The sequence below is a fragment of the Phytohabitans kaempferiae genome, assembly GCF_042433955.1.
GTDB classification, from domain to species: Bacteria; Actinomycetota; Actinomycetes; order Mycobacteriales; family Micromonosporaceae; genus Phytohabitans; species Phytohabitans kaempferiae.
In genome coordinates this window covers 138,582-161,490 of sequence record NZ_JBHLUH010000013.1, presented here as the reverse complement: position 1 = coordinate 161,490, position 22,909 = coordinate 138,582, and the positions used below count along the sequence as shown (strand labels likewise).

The 22,909-nt window shown below is 71.5% G+C and carries 20 protein-coding genes and 1 pseudogene; 1 reads left to right on the top strand and 20 read right to left on the bottom strand.

Features of this window, described 5'->3' with window-relative positions; genetic code table 11:
• Nucleotides 1-105: 105 nt before the first annotated feature.
• From ACFFIA_RS12495 to pgsA, 18 genes and pseudogenes are all read right to left on the bottom strand, one after another.
• Nucleotides 106-633: an adenine phosphoribosyltransferase gene (locus ACFFIA_RS12495; RefSeq protein WP_377250083.1), complete on the bottom strand. Its 528-nt coding sequence runs from the start codon at nucleotides 631-633 to the stop codon at nucleotides 106-108.
• An 81-nt stretch (nucleotides 634-714) separates the two neighbouring features.
• Complete coding sequence (gene secF, locus ACFFIA_RS12490) at nucleotides 715-1,902, bottom strand: protein translocase subunit SecF (protein WP_377250081.1); 1,188 nt, start codon at nucleotides 1,900-1,902, stop codon at nucleotides 715-717.
• Nucleotides 1,903-1,906: 4 nt separating this feature from the next.
• Entirely contained in the window at nucleotides 1,907-3,799 is a 1,893-nt protein-coding gene (gene secD / locus ACFFIA_RS12485) for a protein translocase subunit SecD (protein WP_377250079.1), read from the bottom strand.
• A 102-nt stretch (nucleotides 3,800-3,901) separates the two neighbouring features.
• The gene (gene yajC, locus ACFFIA_RS12480; protein ID WP_377250282.1) at nucleotides 3,902-4,210 is read right to left on the bottom strand and encodes a preprotein translocase subunit YajC; all 309 of its coding nucleotides are present in this window, start codon (nucleotides 4,208-4,210) and stop codon (nucleotides 3,902-3,904) included.
• A gap of 201 nt (nucleotides 4,211-4,411) precedes the next feature.
• On the bottom strand, nucleotides 4,412-5,470 hold the full coding sequence (gene ruvB, locus ACFFIA_RS12475) for a Holliday junction branch migration DNA helicase RuvB (RefSeq protein WP_377250076.1): 1,059 nt from the start codon (nucleotides 5,468-5,470) through the stop codon (nucleotides 4,412-4,414).
• A gap of 120 nt (nucleotides 5,471-5,590) precedes the next feature.
• A complete protein-coding gene (gene ruvA / locus ACFFIA_RS12470) occupies nucleotides 5,591-6,193 on the bottom strand; it encodes a Holliday junction branch migration protein RuvA (RefSeq protein ID WP_377250073.1) in 603 nt (200 codons plus the stop codon).
• 174 nt (nucleotides 6,194-6,367) lie between these two features.
• Nucleotides 6,368-6,880, bottom strand: a pseudogene (gene ruvC / locus ACFFIA_RS12465) (crossover junction endodeoxyribonuclease RuvC); the annotation flags it as partial.
• A 64-nt stretch (nucleotides 6,881-6,944) separates the two neighbouring features.
• Nucleotides 6,945-7,556, bottom strand: a complete 612-nt coding sequence (locus ACFFIA_RS12460; protein WP_377250068.1) for a TetR/AcrR family transcriptional regulator — start codon at nucleotides 7,554-7,556, stop codon at nucleotides 6,945-6,947.
• 11 nt (nucleotides 7,557-7,567) lie between these two features.
• Nucleotides 7,568-9,136 carry an MFS transporter gene (locus tag ACFFIA_RS12455; RefSeq protein ID WP_377250065.1) on the bottom strand — a complete coding sequence of 523 codons (1,569 nt, stop codon included), beginning with the start codon at nucleotides 9,134-9,136 and terminating at the stop codon, nucleotides 7,568-7,570.
• 103 nt (nucleotides 9,137-9,239) lie between these two features.
• Nucleotides 9,240-10,274: an aminotransferase class V-fold PLP-dependent enzyme gene (locus tag ACFFIA_RS12450; protein WP_377250063.1), complete on the bottom strand. Its 1,035-nt coding sequence runs from the start codon at nucleotides 10,272-10,274 to the stop codon at nucleotides 9,240-9,242.
• Between the two features lie 147 nt (nucleotides 10,275-10,421).
• On the bottom strand, nucleotides 10,422-11,573 hold the full coding sequence (locus ACFFIA_RS12445) for a YncE family protein (RefSeq protein WP_377250060.1): 1,152 nt from the start codon (nucleotides 11,571-11,573) through the stop codon (nucleotides 10,422-10,424).
• 105 nt (nucleotides 11,574-11,678) lie between these two features.
• On the bottom strand, nucleotides 11,679-12,434 hold the full coding sequence (locus tag ACFFIA_RS12440; RefSeq protein ID WP_377250057.1) for a YebC/PmpR family DNA-binding transcriptional regulator: 756 nt from the start codon (nucleotides 12,432-12,434) through the stop codon (nucleotides 11,679-11,681).
• Between the two features lie 15 nt (nucleotides 12,435-12,449).
• A complete protein-coding gene (gene pdxT / locus ACFFIA_RS12435) occupies nucleotides 12,450-13,070 on the bottom strand; it encodes a pyridoxal 5'-phosphate synthase glutaminase subunit PdxT (RefSeq protein WP_377250055.1) in 621 nt (206 codons plus the stop codon).
• On the bottom strand, nucleotides 13,067-13,978 hold the full coding sequence (pdxS, locus tag ACFFIA_RS12430; protein WP_377250052.1) for a pyridoxal 5'-phosphate synthase lyase subunit PdxS: 912 nt from the start codon (nucleotides 13,976-13,978) through the stop codon (nucleotides 13,067-13,069). Before pdxS ends, pdxT begins: the two co-directional genes overlap by 4 nt.
• Before the next feature lie 63 nt (nucleotides 13,979-14,041).
• Nucleotides 14,042-14,545 (bottom strand): hypothetical protein, encoded by a 504-nt coding sequence (locus ACFFIA_RS12425; RefSeq protein ID WP_377250050.1) that lies wholly within the window; start codon nucleotides 14,543-14,545, stop codon nucleotides 14,042-14,044.
• 10 nt (nucleotides 14,546-14,555) lie between these two features.
• Nucleotides 14,556-15,692, bottom strand: a complete 1,137-nt coding sequence (locus tag ACFFIA_RS12420; RefSeq protein ID WP_377250048.1) for a glycosyltransferase family 4 protein — start codon at nucleotides 15,690-15,692, stop codon at nucleotides 14,556-14,558.
• Between the two features lie 16 nt (nucleotides 15,693-15,708).
• Nucleotides 15,709-16,605 carry a phosphatidylinositol mannoside acyltransferase gene (locus tag ACFFIA_RS12415; RefSeq protein ID WP_377250046.1) on the bottom strand — a complete coding sequence of 299 codons (897 nt, stop codon included), beginning with the start codon at nucleotides 16,603-16,605 and terminating at the stop codon, nucleotides 15,709-15,711.
• On the bottom strand, nucleotides 16,602-17,216 hold the full coding sequence (gene pgsA / locus ACFFIA_RS12410; protein WP_377250044.1) for a phosphatidylinositol phosphate synthase: 615 nt from the start codon (nucleotides 17,214-17,216) through the stop codon (nucleotides 16,602-16,604). The genes ACFFIA_RS12415 and pgsA overlap by 4 nt, the downstream gene beginning before the upstream one ends.
• A 255-nt stretch (nucleotides 17,217-17,471) precedes the next feature.
• Between pgsA and ACFFIA_RS12405 the strand changes: the two genes are divergently transcribed.
• The gene (locus tag ACFFIA_RS12405) at nucleotides 17,472-19,649 is read left to right on the top strand and encodes an elongation factor G-like protein EF-G2 (protein WP_377250042.1); all 2,178 of its coding nucleotides are present in this window, start codon (nucleotides 17,472-17,474) and stop codon (nucleotides 19,647-19,649) included.
• A gap of 384 nt (nucleotides 19,650-20,033) precedes the next feature.
• Here ACFFIA_RS12405 and ACFFIA_RS12400 read toward each other — a convergent pair whose 3' ends face one another.
• A complete protein-coding gene (locus ACFFIA_RS12400; RefSeq protein ID WP_377250280.1) occupies nucleotides 20,034-20,486 on the bottom strand; it encodes an HIT family protein in 453 nt (150 codons plus the stop codon).
• A 297-nt stretch (nucleotides 20,487-20,783) separates the two neighbouring features.
• The gene (gene thrS / locus ACFFIA_RS12395; RefSeq protein WP_377250040.1) at nucleotides 20,784-22,814 is read right to left on the bottom strand and encodes a threonine--tRNA ligase; all 2,031 of its coding nucleotides are present in this window, start codon (nucleotides 22,812-22,814) and stop codon (nucleotides 20,784-20,786) included.
• Between the last annotated feature and the right edge of the window lie 95 nt (nucleotides 22,815-22,909).

Here is a 22,909-nt window from a genome sequence, read left to right as displayed (position 1 = left end):
CCCATTCGGGCCATCCGCGAGGGCAGATCCCCGGGCCTCGTGTCACGTTTCCGCCAGGTCGCGCGAGACTACGAAACGCGCCCGACAAAAACGGTGATCCGGGCCCTAGGCGGCCAGGAGGGCATGAACCTCACGCGGTGCGATCCGCTCCCGACCCGGCAGGAAGGACAACTCCAGCAACACCGTGAACCCGACGACTGTTCCCCCGGCGCGCTCCACCAGGTCGAGCGTCGCGGCGGCCGTGCCACCGGTGGCGAGTACGTCGTCGACCACCAGCACTCGCTGGCCCGGCAGGAAGGCGTCGATGTGCACTTCGAGCGCCGCCTCGCCGTACTCGAGCTCGTAGGAGGCACGGTGGGTCTCGCGGGGCAGCTTGCCGCCCTTGCGTACCGGCACGACGCCGACGCCCGTGGCGTACGCGATGGCGGCCGCGATCACGAAGCCCCTCGCCTCGATGCCGGCGACGGTGTCGAACGAGCCGGGGCCGTAGTGTGCCACGATCCCGTCGATGACCTGCCGGAACGCCGGCCCGTCAGCGAACAGCGGGGTCAGGTCCTTGAAGATGATGCCCGGCTTGGGGAAGTCGGGCACCTCGATGATCCGGCTCGCCACAAGCTCCGCGAGGTCGGCCACGCACGCTCCTTCGGTGGTGTAAATGAGCGAGGGCGTCCCCCAAGCCGCTCGAACGACTTGAGGAACGCCCCCGGCACGTCGTCAGCGACGCTTGCCGCCCCGCGGACGGCTGCCCGAGCGTCCGCCCCGGTTGCCGGACGGGCGCTTGGCGGTCGGACGGGCGCCCACCTTCGGCGCGGCGCCGGCGAGCGCGGCCACCTCGGCCTCGTCGCGCGGCTCCTCCGGCGTCGGCTGCTTCGGCGAGCGGGTCGCCTTCGGCGCGACGTCGCCACGGGCGATCGCCGCGCGCCGGGCGAGCACCCGCTGCGTGTGCGCCTGGTACTTCGGCTCGTACCCCTTGAGGGTGGTCAGCACCGGCGTGGCGAAGAAGATCGACGAGTAGACGCCGAGGCCCATGCCGACGAAGAGCACCAGACCCAGGTCGCGCAGCGTACCGGCGCCGAGGAGACCGGCCCCGATGAAGAGCAGGCCACCGACAGGCAGCAGCGCGACGAGGCCGGTGTTGATCGACCGCATGATCGTCTGGTTGACCGCCAGGTTGGCCGCCTCGGAGTACGTCTGCGTGCTGCTCGCCGTGATGCCTCTGGTGTTCTCTTGCACCTTGTCGAAGACCACGACGACGTCGTACAGCGCGAAGCCGAGGATCGTCAGGAAGCCGATGATCGTCGACGGGGTGATCTCGAAACCGACCAGCGAGTAGACGCCGGCTGTGATCACCAGGTCGAAGAGGAGCGAGGAGACCGCGGCGACCGCCATCCGCCACTCGAAGCGGACGACCAGGTAAAGCATCACGACGCCGATGAAGATGACCAGGCCGAGCAGCGCCCGCTCGGTCACCTGGGCACCCCACGCGCCGCTCACCCGGCTGTTGCTGATCTCGCTGGCCGGGATGCCGAACGCCTCGACGAGTCTTTCCTTGACCGCCTCGGACTGCTCCGGCTCCATCTCGGAGGTACGGAGCAGGTAGGTGCCCTCGCCGCCGCCGACCTGCTGGGTGGAGGCCAGGTGCAGCGTCTCGCCGTCCGGGTTGGGCACCTCGTCGAGCACCCTCTGGACGGTCTCTTCGGCGTGCTGGATCGTGCCCACCGAGGCCGGCACCTGGAACTCGTTGCCGCCGGAGAACTCGATGCCGAGCGTGAAGCCACGGGCCAGGAAGCTGGTCAAGGCGATCAGCATGGCCACCGCCGTGACCGTGAACCAGATCTTGCGCCGGCCGACGATGTTGAGGCCGGCCTGGCCCTTGTAGAGCCGGGTAGCGAGACCGCTCATGGCGTCACGCCTCCTTCACGCGCGGGTTGCGGGGGGTACCCGGCTGCTCGTCGGGATCTTTCTCCAGGACCCGGCCGAGACCGCTGACCCGCGGCGAGAGGAACGCACGGGTCCGCGCGAACATCGTCATGATCGGGTGACGGAAGAGGAACACGACGACAAGGTCGAGGATCGTGGCGAGGCCGAGGGCGAAGGCGAAGCCCTTCACCGTGCCGACGGAGACGATGTAGAGGACCACGGCCGCCATGAGCGTGATGGCGTTGGCCGAGATGATCGTGCGGCGGGCGCGGACCCACGCGCGCGGCACCGCGCTGCGCGGACTTCGACCCTCGCGTATCTCGTCCTTTAGTCGCTCGAAGTAGATGACGAACGAGTCCGCCGCCACACCGAGCGACACGATGAAGCCCGCGATGCCGGCGAGGTTGAGCGTGTAGCCGATCTGCCGGCCGAGCACGATCAGCGCGCCGAAGACCAGCAGACCCGACAGCACCAGGCTCAGGAAGATCACGGTGCCGAGCAGGCGGTAGTAGAAGAACGAGTAGATGATGACCAGGGCCATGCCGATGCCCGCGGCCAGCAGACCGGCGCGCAGGTGCTCGGTGCCGAGCGTCGCGGAGACGTTCTGCACCTCCTGCTGGGTGAAAGTCAGCGGCAGCGCGCCGTAGCGCAGCTTGCCGGCGAGCTCGTTGGCGCTCTTGGCGTTGAAGCTGCCGGTGATCTGCGAGTCGCCGGTGAGCACGCCCTGGATCTCCGGCGAGGAGATCACCTCGTTGTCGAGCACCACCGCGACGCGGCACTTGCCCTGGTCGCCGAGGGCGGAGGCGTCACAGCCGCCGCCGGTGTTCTCGAACGCCTCGCGGGTCAGCGCGGTCCACTTCCGCTGGCCCTGGCCGGTGAAGTCGAGCGAGACGACCCACTCGCCCTGCTGCTGGTCGAGCACGCCGCTGGCCCCGCCGACGTCGGTGCCGAGCACCTTCGCCACGTCGAGCATCATCTTCTGCGCGCCCATCTCACAGGAGACCGCCTGCTTGTCGGCGGCCTGGATGGAGCCCGGCGGCCGCCCGTCGAGCTGGGCGCAGCTGATGGTCGGCACGTTGTACTGCATCTTGGGGTCGAGGACCGCGACCTCCTGCGGCGTGAGCTTGCTGAAGCCCTGGTACTGCTGCGCCGCGGTCGGGTCGGTGCTCAGGTCGGGCGGGCTCTCCAGCGCGCTCGCCGCGGCCCAGCCCGCCTCGCCGACCTTCGCCCTGGCGTCGGCCAGGAGCTGCTCCGGCGTCTTCGCCGTGCCCTCGCCGCCGGCCGGAGGTGCCGCCGTGCCGGTCGCGCTCGGCGTGGGCTCGGGCGTCGCCGAGCCGGACGGGGCCGGGGTGCCGCCACCCTGGCCGCCGCTCGCCGAGGCGCTCGGCGTCGGGTCGGTCGCCGCGGCGCTGCCGGACGGCGTCGGCGTCGCGCCCGGCGTGGGCGCGGCGCTCTCCGTCGGCGCCGCCGCGGCCGCCGCCGTGTCAGCCGTGATCTTGAGAACCTTGCGGAACCGCAGCTCCGCCGCCTGCCCGAGGTTGGCCAGCGCGTCGTCGCTCTCGCCGGCCAGCGAGACGACGATGTTGCGGTCGCCCTCGGTGACCACCTCGGCCTCGGAGACGCCGTACGCGTTTGCGCGGCTCTCGATGATCTGGCGGGCCTCCTCGAGCTGGTCGGACGGGGGCGCCTGCCCGTTGGCCGTGGTGGCCGTGTAGGTCACCCGGCTGCCGCCGATGAGATCGAGGCCGAGCTTGGGCTCCAGCCGATTCTGGATGCTGCCGCTACCACCGAGGAAGACCAGGAGGTAGAGGACGACGAAGAGCAGAGCGAGCACGGCCAGCTGCCGCCCTGGGCGCATCTGACCCTGAGGTGGTGCCACGGCTGTCGGTCTCCTGTGCGGTCTCGAGGTGGGCCGGCCGGCGGGCCGGCTGCGGCTGGGCAGGATCGGGCGGGCAGTGTGGGGGCGCCACCCGCCGTGGTGCTAGTCCTTGGCGCCGGACTCGTCGATGATCTTCTCCGCCGCGGGCGGGGTCGGCGGCTCGCCACCGTTGACCACGCGGGCGATGGCCGGGCGGGCGTAGCGGTTTTGCACGCCGGGCGCGACCTCGAGCGTGACGGTGTCGTCGTCGACGCTCACGACGTGGCCGTAGAGGCCCCCGATCGTCACGACCTCGGCACCCGGGCCGAGGCTCGACTGCATCTGCTCCGCCTCGCGGCGACGCTTCTGCTGCGGGCGGATCATCATGAAGTACATGACGCCGAACAGCAGGACGATCATGAGAATCGGCATGAAGCTGCCGGCGCCACCGCCGGAGTCTGCTGCCAAAGACACGATAAATGACCTTCCAAGTTGACCCACGCTCGGCACGACGGCACCAAGCGCAGGCGTGATCTCACATCCTGTACGGATCGCGGCGAAGTCTAATCCCTGCACCTGTGAACACCGAACTTGGCACAGATCACGTTCAGATCACGGGATATCCAGGGATGGCTATGGCTCGGCCGAAAACAGGTCGGGTGCCGCCCCGGCACCGCTACCGAACGTACCATTTGGTGGATTTCGCCCGAGATGATGCCAGGCTGCCTCGGTCGCGACCCGGCCCCGGGGCGTACGCGCCAGCAGCCCGGCCCGCACCAGGAACGGCTCGCACACCTCCTCCACCGTGTCGGGCTGCTCCCCCACCGCGACCGCGAGCGTGGAGAGCCCCACCGGCCCGCCCCGGAACGAGTCGACCAGCGCGGTCAGCACCGCCCGGTCGAGCCGGTCGAGGCCGAGGCTGTCGACGTCGTACACCTGGAGGGCGGCCCTGGCGGTCTCCAGGTTGACCACGCCCTCGGCGCGTACCTCGGCGAAGTCGCGGACCCGCCGCAGCAGCCGGTTGGCGATGCGGGGCGTGCCACGCGACCGACCGGCGATCTCGGTCGCCCCCTCCTCGGTGATCGGCACGCCCAGGATCCGCGCCGACCGGTGCAGCAGCACGCGCAGGTCGTCGGCGGAGTAGAAGTCGAGGTGCGCGACGAACCCGAACCGATCGCGCATCGGCCCGGTCAGCAGCCCCGACCGCGTGGTGGCGCCGACCAGTGTGAACGGCTCGACGTCGAGCGGGATCGCGGTGGCGCCGGGCCCCTTGCCCACCACCACGTCGACCCGGAAGTCCTCCATCGCGCTGTACAGCAGCTCCTCCGCCGGCTTGGCGATCCGGTGGATCTCGTCGATGAAGAGCACGTCGCCCTCGGCGAGGCTGGTCACGATCGCGGCCAGGTCGCCGGAGCGCTCGATCGCCGGCCCGCTGGTGACCCGGATGCCCACGCCCAGCTCAGCGGCCACGATGTTGGCCAGCGTGGTCTTGCCGAGGCCGGGCGGCCCGGAGAGCAGGATGTGGTCGGGCGGCGCGCCGCGCCCCATCGCGCCGCGCAGCAGCAGGTCGAGCTGGTCGCGTACCCGGTGCTGGGCGATGAAGTCGGCCAGCCGCTTCGGGCGGACGCTGACCTCGGCGTCGCGCTCCGCCTCGGACGCGTAGGCGGACATCATCCCCTCGGCCTCGCTCATGCCCGTCCTCGCTTCGCTGCGGGCGGGCATGAGGCTCCACACGCGCTGAGTTTGATGGTTCGCTCGCTCCGCTCGCTCATGTCCGGCCTCCCCGGCGCGGCGCGGTGCCGCCCCGCGGGGTCATCGCGTCTTACCGAGCAGGCGGATGGCCTGCTTGAGCAGGACCGGTACGGGCGGCGTGGTGCCGTCGACGGTCTCCGCGACCGCCGCCACCGCCTGGTCGGCCTGGGCGGCGGTCCAGCCGAGCCCGACCAGCCCCTGCCGCACCTGCTCCTGCCAGGCGCCGACCAGCACGCCGGCGCTCTCCTCGGTGCCCACCGCCACCGGGCCGATCCGGTCGCGCAGCTCCAGGACCAGCCGCTCGGCGCCCTTCTTGCCGATCCCGGGCACGCGGGTCAGCGTCGCGGTGTCGCCGGTGGCGATGGCCCGGCGGACCGTCTCGGGCGAGTGCACGGCCAGGACCGCCTGCGCCAGCCGGGGCCCGACGCCGCTCGCGGTCTGGAGCAGCTCGAAGAGGTGCTTCTCCTCGTCGTCGGCGAAGCCGTACAGGGTGAGCGAGTCTTCCCGGACGACCAGGCTGGTGGCGAGCCGCGCCTCGGCGCCCGGCCGCAGCCCGGCGAGCGTGCCGGGGGCGCAGTGCACGGCGAGGCCGACCCCGCCGACCTCGATCACGGCGCCGTCGGGCGACACCGCCGCGACAAGTCCCCGCACGCTGGCGATCATCTCGCTCCCCTCAGTCGTCGATGGCCCGGCTTCGCACTCGCCCCGCTCCGGGGCGGCTGGCGCTCCCTGCGATGCTCACTCGCTGTCGAAGCGCGGCGTCCTGTGGCTCGGCTCCGCGCTCGCTCCGCTCCTCGGTCGCTGGCGCTCCCTGCGATGCTCACTCGCTGTCGCCGTGCGGCGCTGCCGGGAGGCGGCGGCCTCCAGCTTCGAACGCGTGCCGCCGCGCCAGACGTGGCAGATGGCCAGCGCGAGGGCGTCGGCCGCGTCTGCCGGGCGGGGCGGCGCGTCCAGCCTCAGCAGGCGGGTCACCATCGACGTGACCTGCGCCTTGTCCGCCTGGCCCGACCCGGTGATGGCCGCCTTGACCTCGCTCGGCGTGTATGTGCTGACCGGCAGCCCGGCCCGCGCGCCGGCGAGTACGGCGATGGCGCTGGCCTGGGCGGTGCCCATCACGGTGCGTACATTGTGCTGGCTGAACACGCGCTCGACCGCCACGCTCCGCGGCTTGTGCTCGGCGACCAGGCCGGTGAGCGAGCGGTCGAGGTGGAGCAGCCGCAGCGCGAGGTCGTCAGCGGGGTCGGTGTAGACGACGTAGTAGGCGACCAGCGTGCACGGCCGGCCGGGCACGCCCTCCACGACGCCGACCCCGCACCGGGTCAGTCCCGGGTCGACGCCGAGCACGCGCACGCGACGACCCCCTCCCGCTCCAACCAGCACGTACGTGTGTTCGACACCCTAGCGTGTGGCGGCCTCAGGACGGCGCAAGCCCGGCCAGGAGCGTGTCGACCACCCGCTCGGGGAGGTCGTCCTCGTCGATCTCGGGGTGCCACTTGAGGATCTTCTGCATCAGCACCGGGCCGGTCAGCATCACCATGGCCACCTCGATGTCGAGGTCGGCGCGGAGCTCACCGGTGCGCACGCCGCGGCGCAGCACCTCGCGCGTCAGCTCCCGGCGGGGCTGCACGAGCTCCTGGTAGAGCGCGTACTGCTCGGGGCTGCGGCGCGCCTCCGGCACGAGGCACGGCATGATCTTGGACGCCCGCGGGTCGGGATTGTGCCCCACGCCGCGCATCAGCAGCACCAGGTCATCGCGGACCGACTCGCCCTTGGGGGTGGGCGGGTCGCCCTTCAGCGAGCGCAGCGCGTCGACCAGCAGCGCCTGCTTGCCCGACCACCGCCGGTAGATGGTCGCCTTGCCCACGCCCGCCCTGGCCGCGATCGCCTCGATCGACAGCGACTCGATCGTGCTCCCCTCGGCGAGCAGGTCGAGCACCGCCTCGATGATCGCCTCGTCCGCGCGGGCGCTCCGCGGTCGCCCGGGCGACCGCGGAGCACTCTCGACAGCGGAGGTCATGGCAGGCATTCTGACCGATCCTAGGAGGCCGCTGCCAGCTCAGGCTCGGCCGGCGCGTCCGTGACCTGCGGCTCCGGCGCCGACTTGCCCGGCATCCAGCGCACCACCATCAGCACCCCGAGCGCGGCCACGACCGCGCCGATCCCGGCGGTCCAGTGCATGGCGGTGACGAACGCGCCGTTCGCCGCGTCGATCACCGCGCCGCCGGCCGGGCCGAGCCGATCGGCCACGCCGTACGCCCCGGAGATCGACTCCTCCACGGCGTCGCGGGCCTGGGCCGGCAGCGCCTGCGTGGCACCGCTGATCTCGCCGCGGTACACGCCGGCGAGCACCGAGCCCAGCACCGCCACGCCCAGCGCGCCGGAGACCTGACGGATGGTGTTGGCCACCGCCGACCCGACGCCGGCCCGCTCACGGGGCAGCGACGACATGATCGACTCCATCGCCGGCGGCATGATGTTGGCCATCCCGACGCCCTGGACGAAGAAGAGCACCAGCGCGACCCAGATCGGCGTGTGCACACCGAGGAACGCGAAACCGCCCATGCCGACCGCGGTGAGCGCCAGGCCGACCGCGGAGACGGTCTTGGCGCCGTACCGCCGGACCATGGTCGCGCTGCGCGGCGCGAAGGCCATCTGCGCCACCGCGAACGGCAGCATCATCAGGCCGGTCTCCAGCGGGCTGAAGCCGCGCACCAGTTGCAGGTAGAAGGCGCTGAAGAAGAACACACCCATGGCGGCGAAGAAGACCAGGCCGATCAGCGCCACCGGAGCCGCGAACCGCGGGACCCGGAAGAGGCGCACGTCCAGGGACGGGAACTCGATGCGCCGCTCGTACGCCACGAAGGCCGCGAGCACCGCGAGGCCGCCCACGATCGAGACCCAGACGACCGGCCGGCCGAAGCCGTGCTCACCACCGTCGATGATGCCGTACGAGAGGGCGACCAGGCCCACGACCGAGAGCAGCACGCCGACGACGTCGATCTTCCCGGGGCGCGGGTCGCGCGACTCGGGCACCATCAGCGCCACCGCGATCAGCCCCGCCGCCACGACCGGCACGTTGATCAGGAAGACCGAGCCCCACCAGAACGACTCCAGCAACGCGCCGCCGAGGATCGGTCCGATCGCGATCGCCAGGCCGACCGAGCCGGACCAGATCGCGATGGCGCGGGCCCGCTCGCGCGGGTCGAAGACGTTCGAGATGATCGACAGGGTCACCGGCATGATCGCGGCACCCCCCACGCCCATCAGCGCGCGGGCCCAGATCAGCTGGTCGGCCGTCTGCGCGTACGCGGAGAGCAGCGACGCCAGCCCGAAGACCACGAGCCCGATGCTGAGCATGCGCTTGCGACCGAACCGGTCGCCGAGCACGCCGGCGGTGAAGAGCAGACCGGCGAAGACCAGTGTGTACGAGTTGATCGACCACTCCAGCTCGCCCTGGCTGGCCCCCAGACCGTGCACCGGGTCGGCGAGCGTGCGCAGCGCCACGTTGAGCACGGTGTTGTCGAGCACCACCACGAGAAGGCTGACGACGAGGACGCCCAGGATGGCCCAGCGCCTGGGATGTCCGGTGTTGGCTTGCGGCTGCACTTGGCGTGCTCCCCCCGAAACGGAACAGTCTCGTATTGCCGGCAATGACGCTACGCCGCCACCTAGCGATACGGAACCGTCTCGTATTCAAAAGTGTGGGCGGTCACACGAGCGCGTCGAGGGCCATGTCCACATCGGCCTCCGTGGAGTACGCGTGGAATGAGGCCCGCACGCGACCGGCCCGCACCGCGGCGCGGACGCCCGCCGCCTTCAGGCGCCGCTCGGCGCCGGGCACGTCGACGGTCACGATCGCGCTCTCCCCCGGCGCGCGACCCAGCCCGGCCAGGAAACGGTTGGCCAGCGCCACGTTGTGCGCGCCGATCCGGGCGACCCCGATCCGCTCCACGACCGCCAGCGCCGCCGCCGCGCCCACGCAACTGAACCACGCCGGCGACAGGTCGAACCGACGCGCGTCACCGGCCAGCCGCAGCGGCGGGCCGTAGTACGAGCCGTGCACGTCCTCGCCCGCGAACCAGCCGGCCGCCGAGGGCGTGAGCCGCTCGCGCAGCGCCGGCGCCAGGTAGGCGAAGGTGAGGCCGCGCGGGCTCATCAGCCACTTGTACGCGGAGACCACCACCGCGTCCGCCAGCCCCGCGTCGAACGGCAGCCAGCCGCACGCCTGCGTCGCGTCGACCACCACCAGGGCGCCGTGCGCGCGGGCGGCCGCCACGATCTCGTCGTACGCGGCGACGGCGCCGTCCGAGGACTGCACGAGGCTGAACGCGACAAGGTCGGTGTCCGCGTCGACCGCGCCGGCGAGCTTGTCGGCGGGGACGGTGCGCACGCGCACGCCCCGACCCTCCTGGACGAGCCAGGGGAAGAGGTTGGAGGTGAACTCGACCTCGGGCACCAGCACGCGCGCCCCCGGCGGCAGCGCGGTGGCGATGGGCGCGAGCGACTGCGACACCGTCGCGCCCGTGGCCACGTCGGCGGCGGGCACGGACACGATCCGGGCGAACGCCTCGCGGGCCAGGCCGGTCGTCTCGCCCCAGCCTTCCCATGAGGTACGCCCGAAGCGCCAGTCGGAGAGCGCGGCCTGGAGCGCCTCCCAGGCCGGCCGGGGCGGCAGCCCGTAGCTCGCGGTGTTGAGCCAGCCCGGCTCGGCGTCCCAGAGCCCTCGCGCCTCCCAAAGATCCATGGGTCCCAGGCTATCGCCGGGCGCATTTGTTACCGACTACGAGATCACCAGTTCCAGCGGCGGCCTCGACTTCCGCACCAACAGCTTCTCGGTTTCGTACAGCTGACGGTGGCGGCCCGCCGGCGACGGTCGGCGGGCCGGCCGCGGTCAGCGGATGTTGCCCGTGTGGCCCAGCGAGAAGCGGCCGGGCTGGGGCCAGATCGTCAGCCCGTGCGGGCCCGACCCCACCGGGATCCTCGCGAGCAGGCGGCCGTCGTCCATGTTCAGCGCGTAGACCTCGTTGTGGTACCGGCCGGAGAGCCACAGCACCTTGCCATCCGCCGATATACCGCCCATATCCGGACTTCCCCCGCCCGGAATCCGCCACGTGGTTACCGGCTTGAGCGTGCTCGCGTCGAGCACCGTGACCGTGCCCTCGCCCCGGTTGGTGACGTACGCGCGAGCGCCGTCCCGGCTGAAGTAGATGCCGTGCGTACCTTTGCCGGTCGGGATGAAGCCGGTCTTCTTGGTGGCCGCGCCGTCGAAGACGTACACCCCGTTGGCGTGCATGTCGGCGACGAGGAAGTGCCGCCCGTCCGGCGTGAGCCGCGTGTCCTGCGGCATCCCGTGCGAGGACATGTCGAGGTCGAACTGGCGCACCTTCTTGTGCGTCACCCCGTCCAGCACGATCATGCGATTGGCGAACTCGCAGCTCACCAGCATCGTCTTCGCGTCGGCCGAGTAGTCCATGTGGTTGATGCCGCCGCACTCGGGAAAGCTGAGCGACTTGGTGCGCTTCCAACTGGCGGGGTCGTAGAAGTCGAGCCTCTTGTACGCCTCGGCGACCACGATCGCCTGCTTCCCGTCCGGCGTGAAGTACAGGTTGTAGACGTCCTGCACGTTGATCAGCTTGCCCGAGCGCCCGGTGCGCGGGTCGATCGGCACCAGCCCGCCGGTCGGCACGCGGCTCGACGCGACGTAGAGCGTCTTCATGTCGTACGCGGGCACCACGTGCTGCGGCTCCGGCCCGCCGTAGAAGGTGTCGATCACCTTGTACGTCTTCGGGTCGATCACGTGCACGTTGTCGCTCTGCGTGTTGGGGACGTAGACCAGCTCACGGTGGCCGCGGACGGCCTCGCCGAGCATCCCGGCCCCGGCCGCCGCGTAGACATTGGTACCGGACGCGGCCGCCGACGCGGAGCCGCCGGCGGTCGGGCCGGCCGAGGCGCCTTCGGCCGCGGGCTGGTCGTCCTCGCAGGCGACCGCGAGCACGAGCACGAGCATGAGGAACCCGGCCACCGCCGGTCTGACCGTCGACACCCCTCCGACGGTAACCAAAATGCCCGGCTTGTCCCGCCGAACGAACACTAAACGTAGCGGGACGGAGAAACCTCCATGAGGAGCCGGCGCCCGCTCCGACCGGCGTCAGCCGACGGCGGCCATGACCTCGTCTGGGACATCGAAGTTGGCGTACACGTTCTGCACGTCGTCGCAGTCTTCGAGCACGTCGATCAGCTTGAAGATCTTGCGTGCGCCCTCCTCGTCGAGCGGCACGTTGACCGACGGCACGAAGGAGGACTCGGCCGACTCGTACTCGATGCCGGCGTCCTGCAGGGCCGTGCGCACCGCCACCAGGTCACCGGGCTCGCTGACCACCTCGAACGCCTCGCCCAGGTCGTTGACCTCCTCGGCGCCGGCGTCGAGGACGGCCGTCAGCACGTCGTCTTCGCTCGCGCCGCCGGCGGTCTTGGGGACGATCACGACGCCCTTGCGGCTGAACATGTACGACACCGAGCCGGCGTCGGCCAGCGAGCCGCCGTTGCGGGTCAGGGCCGTGCGCACCTCGGTCGCCGCGCGGTTGCGGTTGTCGGTGAGGCACTCGATGAGGATGGCGACGCCGTTGGGGCCGTACCCCTCGTACATCACGGTCTGCCAGTCGGCGCCGCCGGCCTCCAGGCCGGAGCCGCGCTTGACGGCGCGGTCGATGTTGTCGTTGGGCACGGAGTTCTTCTTCGCCTTCTGGATGGCGTCGAAGAGGGTGGGGTTGCCGGCCGGGTCGCCGCCGCCCGTGCGCGCCGCCACCTCGACGTTCTTGATGAGGCGGGCGAAGAGCTTGCCGCGCTTGGCGTCGATGACCGCCTTCTTGTGCTTGGTCGTCGCCCACTTTGAGTGGCCGGACATTACCCCTCCGTCACGTTAAGCCCCCGCGCGCACCATTTCCACGAAGTAGCGGTGGACCCTGAGGTCGCCGGTCAACTCCGGGTGGAAGGCGGTGGCGAGCAGACTGCCCTGCCGAACCGCGACAATCCTACCGGCGGCGCGCCCGAGCACCTGCACCTCCCCGCCCGCGCTCTCGACCCAGGGTGCCCGGATGAAGACCGCGTGGAAGGGCTCCGCGAAAGGGGTGAGCGTGACCGCGCCCTCGAACGAGTCGACCTGCCGCCCGAAGGCGTTGCGCCGGACCGTCATGTCGATGCCGCCGAAGGACCGCTGGTCGGGGCGGCCGTCGAGCACGCGGTCGGCCAGCATGATCATGCCGGCGCAGGTGCCGTAGGCGGGCATGCCGCCGGCGATGCGCTTGCGGATCGGCTCGAGCAGGCCGAACTCGATCGACAGCTTGCTCATCGTCGTCGACTCGCCGCCGGGGATGACCAGGGCGTCGACCGCTTCCAGCTCCTCCGGGCGGCGCACCGGCGAGGCGTCGGCACCGCAGGCCGAGATCGCCCGCACGTGCTCGCGGACGTCGCCCTGGAGCGCGAAGACCCCGATGTGCGGCTCGCGGCCGTCGCGGTCCGCGGCGGCCGTCGCGGTGCTCACCAGCCGCGCTCCGCCAACCGGTGCGGCTGCGGGATGTCGTCGACGTTGATGCCGACCATCGCCTCGCCGAGTCCGCGCGAGACCTTGGCGATCACGTCGGGGTCGTCGTGGAACGTGGTGGCCTTGACGATCGCGGCCGCGCGCTGGGCCGGGTTGCCCGACTTGAAGATGCCGGAGCCGACGAAGACGCCCTCGGCGCCGAGCTGCATCATCATCGCCGCGTCGGCGGGAGTGGCGATGCCGCCCGCGGTGAAGAGCACGACCGGCAGCTTGCCCTCGGTGGCCACCTCGCGGACCAGCTCGTACGGCGCCTGGAGCTCCTTGGCCGCCACGTACAGCTCGTCTTCGGGCAGGGAGGTGAGGCGCTTGATCTCGCCACGGATCTTGCGCATGTGCGTGGTCGCGTTGGAGACGTCGCCGGTGCCCGCCTCGCCCTTGGAACGGATCATGGCGGCGCCCTCGGTGATGCGGCGCAGCGCCTCGCCCAGGTTGGTGGCGCCGCAGACGAACGGCACCGTGAACGCCCACTTGTCGATGTGGTTGGCGTAGTCGGCGGGCGTGAGCACCTCGGACTCGTCGACGTAGTCGACGCCGAGCGACTGGAGCACCTGGGCCTCGACGAAGTGCCCGATGCGGGCCTTGGCCATCACGGGGATGGAGACGGCGCTGATGATGCCGTCGATCATGTCGGGGTCGCTCATCCGGGACACGCCGCCCTGGGCGCGGATGTCGGCGGGCACGCGCTCCAGCGCCATGACCGCGACCGCACCGGCGTCTTCCGCGATCTTGGCTTGCTCGGGCGTGACCACGTCCATGATGACGCCGCCCTTGAACATCTCGGCCATGCCGCGCTTGACGCGGGCAGTGCCGGTGGCGGGCGCGCTTGACGGGGTAGTGATCTCGGCCATGACCTGCAGTTTAGTTGCCTCTGGGGCGGGCTCCCACAGCCAATCGACCCTAAGGTGGACTGCTCACGTCACCGGCGAGACCGGCATCACAGCCGCCGGCACCAATATAGGGTCGTCTATGTCGAAGTATTCCGGCTCGGCGTGTTTGCGCGTCATGCGAAACAGCCGCACCAACGGTCGCCGGCGCACCGAGAGTGCGTCGCGTACCAGGTCGGTGTGCACCTGCCGGGCCACCGCGAGCCGCCGGCTCGCCGCCACCAGCGCCTCGGCGTCGTCTTCGAGCGGCACCGCCCGCAGCTGACGGGTGAGGTCGTTTTCCGCGGCCCCTCGCTCCTCGGGAGCGGCGTCCAGCGCGATCCGGGCCGCCGCGTAGAGCTCGACCGTCGCGTGCTCCTCGGCGAGCACCGCCGCCGCGGCCGCCCGCCGCAGCAGGTGCGCGTCGAGCGCCTTGGCCGCGGCCGCCGCCCGGGCGTGCAGCCGGTCGACGCGGCTGGCGGTCCAGGTCAGGTACGTCGACATGAGCACCACGACGGTGACGACGCCGACGACCCACCACATGTCAGGCATGGTAGGCGCTCTACACCGGCTCCCCGTCGATCACCCGTCCGTCCGTGGCCTCGATCGCCGTCGCGTACACCTCGAGCACACGCTCCGCGACGACCGGCCAGTCGAACTCGGTGACCACCTGCCGCGCCGCCGCCGCCAGCGCCGACCGCCGCGCGGGGTCGTCGAGCAGCTCGCCCGCGCGGGCGGCGAGCGCGTCGACGTCGCCGACCGGGAAGAGTGCGCCGGCCCGCCCGCCGTCGAGTACCCGCCGGAACGCGTCCAGGTCGCTCGCCACGATCGCGGTGCCCGCCGCCATCGCCTCGGTGAGGATCATGCCGAACGACTCGCCACCGGTGTTCGGCGCGACGTACACGTCGACGCTGCGCAGCATCCGCGCCTTGTCCTCCTCGGAGACCTTGCCGAGGTACGTGACCCGCTCGTGCAGCCCGGCCGGCAGCCCTTCCAGCAGCTCCTCCCGCTCGCCCGGCCCGGCGACCAGCAGGCGCAGCCCGGGGCGGCTGGCGGCGAGTTCGGCGTACGCGGTGCGGAGCAGCCCGAACCCCTTGCGCGGCTCGGTGAACCGGCCGAGGAAGCCGACCGCCCCGCCCTCGCCGGGCCAGCCCGGCAACGGTGCGGCGCCGGCGAACTTGGCGACCGCCACGCCGTTGGGGATCTCCACCGCGCCGCCGCCCACGTGCTCGACCTGCACCTTGCGGGCGAGCGCGCTGACCGCGATGCGCGCGGTGATCCGTTCCAGGACGAGCTGGAGCAGGCCCTGCGCGGCGGCCATGGCCCGCGACCGGGTCATGGCGGTGTGGAACGTCGCCACCACCGGCCCGCGCGCGGCGAGCACGGCGAGCATCGACAGGCTCAGCGTGAACGGCTCGTGGACGTGCAGCACGTCGAAGTCGCCCCGGGCCAGCCAGCGCCGCACCCGCGTGGTGGAGACCGGGCCGAAGCTGATCCGGGCCACCGAGCCGTTGTACGGGAGCGGGACCGAGCGGCCGGCCGCCACCACGTACGGCGGGAGCGGCACGTCCTCGTCGGCGGGCGCCAGCACGCTCACCTCGTGCCCGAGCGCGATCAGCGCCTCGGCGAGGTCCATGACGTGGTTTTGCACGCCGCCCGGCACGTCGAAGGAGTACGGGCACACGATGCCGACGCGCATGCGGCCCCCTCCCCCGTCAGGCCCGTCGCGCTGTGGCCGGGCTGTCCAGCCACAGGCGCTGGAGCATGTGCCAGTCTTCCGGATGCCGGGCGATACCCGCTGCCAGCCCGTTGGCCACCTGCTGGGTCAGGGCCTTCACACGCTGGTCGAGCGGGCCCTCGGTGGGCGCCTCCAGCGGGCCGGCAAGGGCACCGCGGGCGCGGTCCGCTTCGTACCACATTGTCACGGTATAGAGCGGGGCGCCGGTGCGGACCGCGAGCAGCGCGGGGCCGGCGGGCATGCGGGCCCGCCCGCCGAAGAAGTCGACCTCGACGCCGCGCGCGGAGAGGTCGCGGTCGGCCAGGAGCGGCACCACGTAGCCCTGGTCGAGGCGGTCGACCAGCACGTCGAAGGGGGGCCGCTCACCTCCGTCGGTGGGGATGATGTCCATGCCCAGACCCCGGCGGTACGCGAGGAAGCGCTGGTAGACGCCCTCCGGCTTGAGCCGCTCGGCGACCGTGGCGATCGGCCAGCCCTTGGCGGCGACCCAGGCGCCGGCCGCGTCCCAGTTGCCGGCGTGCGGGAGGGCCACGACGGCGCCCCGGCCGGCGGCCACGTCGGCGGCGAGCCACTCCTCGCCGTCGAGCGCGAAGTCACGCAGGATCTGCTCCTTGGAGCGGGAGGGGAGCTGGAACGCCTCCATCCAGTACCTGGCGTAGGAGCGCACCGCCCGGCGTACCAGATCGTCGAACTCGCCCTCCGGCAGCTCCGGCCCCACCACGCGGCGCAGGTTGTCGGCGAGGCGGGTGACGCCCTTGCCGCGCCGGCGGGCCGCCCGGTCGGCGCCCGCCCGGAAGGCCGCCGCCGCGACCGGCCTGGGCAGGGCCCGGACCACGCGCCAGCCGGCCGCGTAACCGAGCTCCGCCGCGTTCATGCCTGGGCTTGGGCTTGTTTGTAGACGTGCGCGATGCGCTGGCCCACGGTGATCACGGAGAGCCCCGCGAGGATCCAGAGCGCGGCCGGCAGCGCCCACTCCAGGCCGATGATCGTGAGCAGCCCGCCCACGCCGACGCTCAGCAGCCGCTCGGGTCGCTCGGCGATGCCCACGTTGCAGGTCATGCCGAGGCCCTCGGCGCGCGCCTTGACGTACGAGACGATCTGCCCCACCGCCAGGCAGAGCAGCGCGGCGACCATCCCCCACCGGTCGCCCTCCGTGGCCAGGTAGTAGGCCACACCGCCGAAGATGCCGGCGTCGGCGACCCGGTCCATCGACGAGTCGAGGAACGCGCCGAAGCGGGTCGAGCCGCCCTTCATCCGCGCCATCGTGCCGTCGAGGAAGTCGGTCAGCGCGAACACGACGACGAGCACCAGCGCGATCAGCAGGTGGCCGCGGGCCGCGAAGCCGAGGGCGCCGACCAGCACACCGGCGGTGCCGGCGACCGTGACGGCGTTGGGACTGACGCCCGCCCGCAGGAGGGCACGGGCGATGGGCTCGACGACGGAGCTGAGGGCCGTCCGAGCGGATACACGGAAGATCTTCGCCATGGCGGCTCTCACCATAACGGCCCGGTGCCTCCGGGCCCGGTAGGGGCTGGCGAGGCCCGGTCCGAGCCGGCCCCCGGGACATCGGCGAGCGAAGCGAGCGCGGCCGGCGAAGTGCCCCGCTTGTGCGGGAGTACGTAACTTGGCGCGTCGGGGTTGTGTACGGCGTGTTGCGGGTGTGGGATCGAGGGGCGAACGTGAGGTAGCTCACTCGCGCTCACGGCCTAAGATCGCACTCCGCTGAGGGAGGTTCTGGCGATGGCGCAGAAGAGTCAGGAGAAAGGAGTCACCGGCCTCGTGCCGGTGGTGGACGCACCCGGCAGGGTACGCAACGTGGTGCTCGTCGGGCACTCCGGCGCCGGGAAGACGACTCTGGTCGAGGCTCTGCTCGCCACGACCGGCACGATTCCCCGGGCGGGCGTGGTCACCGAGGGCACCACGGTCTGCGACCACGATCCGGCCGCGGTCAAGCAGCAGCGGTCGGTGAGCCTCGCCTGCGCGCCGCTGATGCACAACGGCATCAAGGTCAACCTGCTCGACTCCCCCGGATACGCGGACTTCGTCGGCGAGCTGCGCGCCGGGCTGCGCGCCGCCGACGCCGCCCTCTTCGTGGTCTCGTCGGTCGACGGCATGGACGCCGCCACCGCCGCTCTGTGGGAGGAGTGCGCGCACGTCGGCATGCCCCGCGCGGTCGCGGTCACCCGCCTCGACCACCAGCGGGCCGACTTCGACGAGACGGTTGCGCTGTGCCAGCGGGTCTTCGGCGACAACGTGCTCCCGCTTTATCTGCCAATGCTCGGCGACGACGGCGAGTCGACCGTGGGGCTGATGGGCCTGATTACAAAAAGAGTCTTCGACTATTCACCCGGGCCGACAACCAACGGCTACCCGCCCGACGTGCGCGACCCCGACCCCGAGCACCTGCCGGCGATCGAGGAGGCGCGCAACGAGCTGATCGAGGGCATCATCGCGGAGAGCGAAGACGAGACGCTGATGGACCGCTACCTCGGCGGCGAGGACATCGAGGTCGAGGTGCTCGTCGCCGACCTGGAGAAGGCGGTCGCCCGCGGCCACTTCTACCCCGTGGTGCCGGTCTGCGCGGAGACCAAGGTCGGCCTCGACGCGCTGCTGGAGCTGCTCACCGCCGCCTTCCCGACCCCTCAGGAGCACGACCTGCCCACCGTCACCGGCATCGACGGGACGCCGCAGCAGCCGCTCACCTGCGACCCGAGCGGGCCGCTGGTCGCCGAGGTGGTCAAGACCACCATCGACCGCCACGTCGGCCGGGTCTCGCTGGTCCGGGTCTTCTCCGGCACGCTTCGCCCGGAGGTGACCGTGCACGTCTCCGGCCACGGCATGGAAGACCGCGGCCACCCCGACCACGACGCCGACGAGCGGATCGCGCACATCTACTCGCCGCTCGGCGCGAGCCTCCGCGAGGTGCCCGCCGCCATCGCCGGCGACATCTGCGCGATCACCAAGTCGGGCAGCGCGGAGACCGGCGACACCATCTCCGCCAAGGACAACCCCCTGCTGGTGTCCCCCTGGGAGATGCCCGAGCCGCTCCTGCCGATCGCGATCGTGGCCAAGAGCCGCGCCGACGAGGACGCGCTGGCGAAAAACCTCGGCCGCCTCGTCGCCGGCGACCCCACCATGCGGCTGGAGCGCAACGCCGAGACCCACCAGCTCGTGCTCTGGTGCATGGGCGAGGCGCACGCCGACGTGGTGCTCGACCGGCTGCGGGCCGGCGGCGTAGACCTGGACACCGAGCCGGTGCGCGTGGCGCTGCGCGAGACGTTCGGCGCCGAGTCGTCGGGGCACGGGCGGCACGTCAAGCAGTCCGGCGGCCACGGCCAGTACGCGGTCTGCGACATCAAGGTCGAGCCTCTCCCCCGCGGCAGCGGCTTCGAGTTCGTCGACAAGATCGTCGGTGGCGTGGTCCCGCACAACTACATCCCCTCGGTGGAAAAGGGCGTACGGGCCCAGATGGAGCGGGGCATCGTCGCCGGCTACCCGGTGGTCGACCTGCGGGTCACGCTCTTCGACGGCAAGGCGCACAGCGTCGACTCGTCCGACGCGGCGTTCCAGACGGCGGGCGCGCTGGCCCTCAAGGACGCCGCCGACAAGGGCGCGCTGACGCTCCTCGAGCCGGTCGACGAGATCGTGATCCGCGTGCCCGACTCCTTCGTCGGCGCGGTCATGAGCGACATGTCCGGGCGGCGCGGTCGCGTGCTCGGCACCGAGCCCGACCAGGCCGGCAGCGGCGAGCGCACGCTGGTCCGCGCCGAGGTGCCGGCGACCGAGCTGGTCCGGTACGCGGTCGAACTCCGCTCCATGACCAGCGGCGCCGGCACGTTCACGCGGTCGTTCGCCCGCCACGAGCCGATGCCCGGCCACCTGGCCGACCAGGTCAAGAAGGAGCACGCCTCGGCCTGACCCCCGCTTGGCGTCCCGGTTGCCCTCGACCCGCGTCGTGGGCAACCGGACAGGGGCGGGGATCTCCTTTTTGAGCTACCGCGACGTCCGTCGAGGTCGAGGCCGCCGCTCCCGCAGCCTCACCCTCCGCCTCCACACGACCCGCCGACTGGCCCCGCGCCTCTGCGCCGGCACGACGCCCCCGGGCGCCGCGCGCCGCTGATCATGGGCTCCGCCGCAGCTCCCGCCCGAATCCTCCGCGCCCCACGGACGCGCCACCAAGATCCCGGCAATATCCCTGACTTTGCTGCCTCGCGCGCGGTGGGAGGCAGCAAAGTCAAGGATATTGCCGTTACGCACCGAGGCGTGCACGCTACGTCGCGAGCGGCTGGAGCGCGCTCGAAGTCAAGCCTCGGGCCACGCCTCCGCGAGCAGGTCGCGCGAGTCGGCGAGCAGCTGCGGCAGCACCTTGGTCTGGCCGATCACCGGCATGAAGTTGCTGTCGCCGCCCCACCTCGGCACCACGTGCTGGTGCAGGTGGGCGGCGATGCCGGCGCCCGCGACGGTGCCCTGGTTCATCCCCACGTTGAAGCCGTGTGCCCCGCTCACCTGCCGCACCACGCGCATCGCCGTCTGCGTGTAGACGGCCAGCTCGGCCGTCTCCTCCGGGTCGAGCTCCGTGTAGTCGGCCACGTGGCGGTAGGGGCAGACGAGCATGTGCCCCGGGTTGTACGGGTACAGGTTGAGCACCACGTAGACGAGCTTGCCCCGCGCGACGACGAGGCTCCCCTCCCCCATGCCCGGCGCCACGCAGAAGGGACAGCCGGGCGGCTGGTCCTTCCCGGAGATGTAGCCCATCCGGTGCGGCGTCCACAGCCGCTCCAACCCGTCCGTCACGGGGCAATCCTAGGGCCTGTCCGGCGGATCATCGCGGGCCCGCGGCCGGGGCGTGGACGGCGCCCAGCCGCCGGACGCCGCCGCGCACCAACCTAGGGCGTGTCTGGTGGACCTTGTGGGTGCGAGGCGAGGTCCAGGCGGCGGTCCGGTGGTGCCGGGCGGAAGGTCTCATACCGGTGTTGTATGTGGCCTTTCGTCCGGTGCCGCCGGGCGCCGTCTGGGCCCGCCGCAGCCCCGCAAAGATCCACCAGACACGCCCTAGGCGGCGGAGGGACCCGCGTTCGTCCGCGAGCGGACCACCTCGAGCACGTGCGCGACCGCCTCCGCCACCGGTACGCCGTTGCGCTGCGACCCGTCCCGGTACCGGAAGGAGACCGTGCCCGCCTCGACGTCGGCGTCGCCGGCGATGGCCATGAAGGGGATCTTCTGCTGCTGGGCGGTGCGGATCTTCTTCTGCATCCGGTCGTCGGAGGTGTCCACCTCGGCCCGGATGCCCTCGGCGCGCAGCGCGGCCACGAACGAGTCGAGGTAGGCCGCGTGGTCGTCGCGGATCGGGATGCCGACCACCTGCACCGGCGCCAGCCACGCCGGGAACGCGCCCGCGTAGTGCTCGGTCAGGATGCCGAAGAACCGCTCGATCGACCCGAAGAGCGCCCGGTGGATCATGATGGGCTGCTGGCGCGTGCCGTCGGCGGCCTGGTACTCCAGCCCGAACCGCTTCGGCTGGTTGAAGTCGAGCTGGATGGTCGACATCTGCCAGGTGCGCCCGATCGCGTCACGTGCCTGCACCGAGATCTTGGGACCGTAGAACGCCGCCCCGCCCGGGTCGGGCACCAGCTCCAGCCCGGAGTCCTCGGCCGCCTGGCGCAGGATCTCGGTCGCCTCGGCCCACTCCTCGTCGGAGCCGATGAACTTGTCCGAGTCGCCCCGGGTCGACAGCTCCAGGTAGAAGTCTTCCAGCCCGTAGTCCTTGAGCAGGTCCAGCACGAACGCCAGCAGGTTGCGCAGCTCGCCCGGCATCTGCTCCCGCGTGCAGTAGATGTGCGAGTCGTCCATGGTCAGCCCGCGCACGCGGGTGAGCCCGTGCACCACGCCCGACTTCTCGTAGCGGTACACCGTGCCGAACTCGAACAGCCGCAGCGGCAGCTCCCGGTAGGACCGCCCGCGCGCCCGGAAGATCAGGTTGTGCATGGGGCAGTTCATCGCCTTCAGGTAATAAAGTGCCCCCGCTCCACCTTCTTGGATCTCCAACGGCGGGAACATGGTGTCGGCGTAGTACGGCAGGTGCCCCGAGGTCTCGAAGAGGTGCGCCTTGGTGATGTGCGGCGTGTTGACAAACTCGTACCCCGACTCCTCGTGCCGCCGCCGCGAGTAGGCCTCCATCTCGCGGCGGATGATCCCGCCCTTGGGGTGGAAGACCGCGAGGCCGGAGCCGATCTCGTCGGGGAAGGAGAAGAGGTCGAGCTCCGCGCCGAGCTTGCGGTGGTCGCGGCGGGCGGCCTCCTCCAGGAGACGGAGGTACGCCTTGAGCGCGTCCCGGGTCGGCCAGGCCGTGCCGTACACGCGCTGGAGCTGCGGGTTCTTCTCCGAGCCGCGCCAGTACGCGGCCGCGCTGCGCATCAGCTTGAACGCGCCGATCAGCCGCGTGCTGGGCAGGTGCGGGCCGCGGCAGAGGTCGGACCAGCACACCTTGTCGGACGAGGCGTCGACGTTGTCGTAGATGGTCAGCTCGCCCTCGCCGACCTCCATGATCTCGGCGGAGTCGAAGCCGCCCGCGCCGGAGACGTCGACCAGCTCCAGCTTGTACGGCTCCTTCGCCAGCTCGGACTTCGCCTCGTCGAGGCTCTCGAAGCGCCGGCGGCGGAAGCGCTGCCCCGACTTGACGATCTCCTGCATGCGCTTTTCGAGCTTGTCGAGGTCGTCGGGCTGGAAGGGACGCGGCACGTCGAAGTCGTAGTAGAAGCCGTTGTCGATCGGCGGCCCGATGCCGAGCTTCGCCTCCGGGAAGAGGTCCTGCACCGCCTGGGCGAGCACGTGGGCGGTGGAGTGGCGGAGCACGTTGAGCCCGTCCGGCTCGTCGAGCGCCACCGGCGTGACGGTCGTGTCCGCCTCCGGCGCCCAGTCAAGATCAAGCAGCCGGCCGGCGGAGCCATCAGCGAGACGTTCGCGTACCACGACAATCGCCTTGGGCCCCGCGGCCGGAAGGCCGGCGGCGGACACCGCGTCGGCCGCCGTCGTCCCGGCCGGGACGACGAGGTCGGCCACAGCGGAGGTACGGGGTGCGGACACGGTGATCTCCTCAACGGTGGGCTCGTCTGTAAACGGAGGGCTCGTCTGTAACCGGTGCCATGCTATAGAGCCAGGACGGGGAGGCCGCGCAGCGG